The following is a 3,181-nucleotide window of genomic DNA, read 5'->3' as shown; positions in this document are numbered from 1 at the left end:
TAGCTTATCTGTTTAATATATTTGGCTTTTTCTATTATTGATAGTGAGTGTATGATTTGATTATTATGATTTAGTCCCCATTTATATAGATATTATAAATTAATTTTTATTTTTAATTATAAATGTGAAATAGCGCATATTTTTTATAAACAAATGGTTTAAAATATAATCAATAATTTTTTAAAATTGTAATTATTCTAGGAGAAACAAATGAAAGCTGCAGTCATTAAACAAGAATGCGATGGTCAAGTTGAAATTAAAAACATTCCTGTTCGCCCATTAGAGGCTGGGGAAGCTTTAGTTGAGGTTGAGTATTGTGGGCTTTGTCATACTGATCTTCATGTCGCTGCTGGTGATTTTGGTAAAAAACCTGGTCGAGTAATTGGCCATGAAGGTGTGGGTATTGTGACTAAAATTGCACCTGATGTAACAAGTTTGAAGGTTGGAGATCGTGTTAGTATTGCATGGTTCCATGCAGGTTGTGGCACCTGTGAATATTGTATATCGGGTAATGAAACATTTTGCCGAAGTGCTTTAAATTCAGGTTATAGTGTCGATGGTGGTATGGCTGAACAATGTATTGTCAAAGCTGATTATGCGGTAAAAGTTCCCGATGGACTTGATCCAGCCCAAGCAACTAGTGTGACTTGTGCTGGGGTGACTACTTATAAAGGCATAAAAGTAGCCGATACTAAACCGGGTCAATGGCTGGCTGTATTTGGTATTGGTGGGCTTGGTACTTTGGCTATTGAATATGGTAAAAATGTTTTCAATAATAAAGTTGTTGCGATTAGTAACAGTGATAGTCAACTAGAGTTGTGTAAGAAACTTGGTGCTGATTTAGTGGTTAATCCTAAAAAAGTGGCTGATGTTGGTGCTTACATCAAAGAACATACTGATGGTGGTGTGCATGGTGCGGTAGTTACTTCAGTTACTAAAACAGCATTCAATCAGGCTATTGGTTCTGTACGTCCATTAGGTCGGGTTGTTGCATTGGGTCTACCTTCTGAAACAATGGATTTAAGTATTCCTAAGACAGTTCTTGATGGTATTCAGGTATTAGGCTCATTAGTAGGTACTCGAGAAGATTTAGCGGAAGCATTTCGTTTTAGTGCTGAAGGTAAAGTTGTACCAATTGTTGAAAAACGCCCTCTTGAAGATATCAATGATGTGATTGACGAAATGAAAGCAGGTAAAATTCGTGGTCGTATGGTTATTGATATGAAAATGAAGAAAAAAAAGTAATTATTGCGTAATTAACTTATTGAAAGTCAGCTTTATGCTGACTTTTTTATTGACAGTAACTTCTGATTTGGAAAGCTTTTTTTCTATTAAAATTAATCTTGCTTGTTTTTTATAAATAAAGTCCTATTATAGGCAAATTTTGCTTTGTTGATCAGTTTAAGAGGTTATTTATGTCTGAACACAATTTAGAGAATAATTTGCGGAAAGATCTTGGTTTAGTTTCTGCATTATCACTAGTTGTTGGAATGGTTTTAGGCGCTGGTGCATTTATGAAACCACCTGCTGTATTAGAAGTCGCTGGCGATTATAATTTTGCTTTGTTAGCGTGGATTATTGGTGGAGTTTTTTCAATTTGTGGTGGTTTAACGTTATGTGAACTAGGGGTTATGTTCCCGAAAACTGGGGGCATGCTGGTTTATTTAGAAAAAATTTATGGTGCTAAAGTTTCTCATTTATATGGTTGGATGATCACTGTACTTTTTGCTCCATCCTTAGTTGGGGCTTTGGTTGGTTATTTTAGTTCTGTATTTTGTTTATTATTTGGGATCAATGATGCCTATCGTATGGCGGTAAGCGCTGGTGTTTTGGGGCTTATTGCATGCATTAATTCAATTGGTGTAAAACAGGCTGGATATCTACAAACGATTGCTACTTTTTGTAAGCTTGTTCCAATTTTGTTGTTAGCAATATTTGGATTATGGAAAGGTAATGGTCAAGTTGCATTATTTAGTGCTAGTGGACAAAGTATTGAAACTTACGCACCATTTGCAGTGGCAATATTGGCAACACTATTTGCTTATGATGGATGGGCGCAGGTTGCATCTGTTGCTGGTGAAATTCGTAATCCATCAAAAGTATTACCTAAAGCAATTATTCTCGGCATAATATTTTTAGTGATTGTTTATGCTTGTATCAATATTGCGTTATTTAAGATATTTCCGGTACAAGAAATGGTTACGCTTGGGCATGACGCTTCAGCAGTTGCTTCACAACGCATGTTTGGACATTTAGGCGGTAATTTAGTTGCTGTTGGTATAATGGTTTCAATTCTTGGTGGTATTAATGGTTATATCATGACTTTATCTCGAACTATTTTTAGTATGGGAGAGCGAGGAACCATCATTGGAGCAAAATTTTTAAGTACTATTGATGACGATAGCCGTTCACCAGTGAATGCAATTATTATATTGGTTGTTTTTTCATTCCTTTATTCAACCCTGCTTGATGCTGATCGTTTATCTGAAATCTCGATGTTCTCTATTTGGGTTTTTTATCTATTGACGTTTATTGGGGTAATTATCGCGAGGAAAAAATTTGCTGATATCCCAAGACCTTATAAAGTCATTGGTTACCCAGTTATTCCTCTTATCGCTATTTTAGGCGCTGGCTATGTTATATATGGTATGTTAATTCACCAAACAGTAAATGGGATTGCTTCAATTGTATTAACTTTAATTGGTTTGCCTCTTTATTACTATTTTGATAATAAAAATAAACATATTGAACTTTCACTTGGTGAAGTAAAGAAATACCAATTTAAAACTAAGTATATGATTGCAATATCTTCAATTATTATTGTTTTAGGTTTAATTGCTTACGGTTATTTTGTAATCAAATAATCGTTAAGCATATTGATTCAACAATTGTTAATTAAAACCGACAGATTGAAGTGCCCCCCAATAGTTGGACAACCAATTACTGGGGGTCTTTTTATGTCAAAATATAGTCGAGATTTAAAAATTATCATAGCTAATGAATTCTTATCAGGAGAATCATCGGAAATTCTTTCAAAAAAATATGCGATATCTGCTCGTCAGATTCGATATTGGTCCCAAGTGGTTGCGATTCATGGAGGTAACGTCTTTCAACCAACACCTCATTTACGTCATGCCGAAGCAAGATTACAAGCACTAAAATTAATGTGGACAAATAATTG

The 3,181-nt window shown here is 34.8% G+C and carries 2 protein-coding genes and 1 pseudogene; all 3 read left to right on the top strand.

Annotation, left to right across the window (positions count from 1 at the left end):
• Positions 1-210 precede the first annotated feature (210 nt).
• Complete coding sequence (adhP, locus tag B6D18_RS12150; protein ID WP_086364679.1) at positions 211-1,245, top strand: alcohol dehydrogenase AdhP; 1,035 nt, start codon at positions 211-213, stop codon at positions 1,243-1,245.
• 170 nt (positions 1,246-1,415) lie between these two features.
• Positions 1,416-2,864, top strand: a complete 1,449-nt coding sequence (locus B6D18_RS12145) for an APC family permease (RefSeq protein WP_086359192.1) — start codon at positions 1,416-1,418, stop codon at positions 2,862-2,864.
• Between the two features lie 93 nt (positions 2,865-2,957).
• Positions 2,958-3,181, top strand: a pseudogene (locus B6D18_RS12140) (helix-turn-helix domain-containing protein); the annotation flags it as partial.

The sequence above is a fragment of the Gilliamella sp. A7 genome (assembly GCF_002142015.1).
Taxonomy (GTDB): Bacteria; Pseudomonadota; Gammaproteobacteria; order Enterobacterales; family Orbaceae; genus Gilliamella; species Gilliamella apis_A.
The sequence above is the reverse complement of the archived record's forward strand: the minus strand, read 5'-3'. Positions and strand labels throughout refer to the sequence as shown.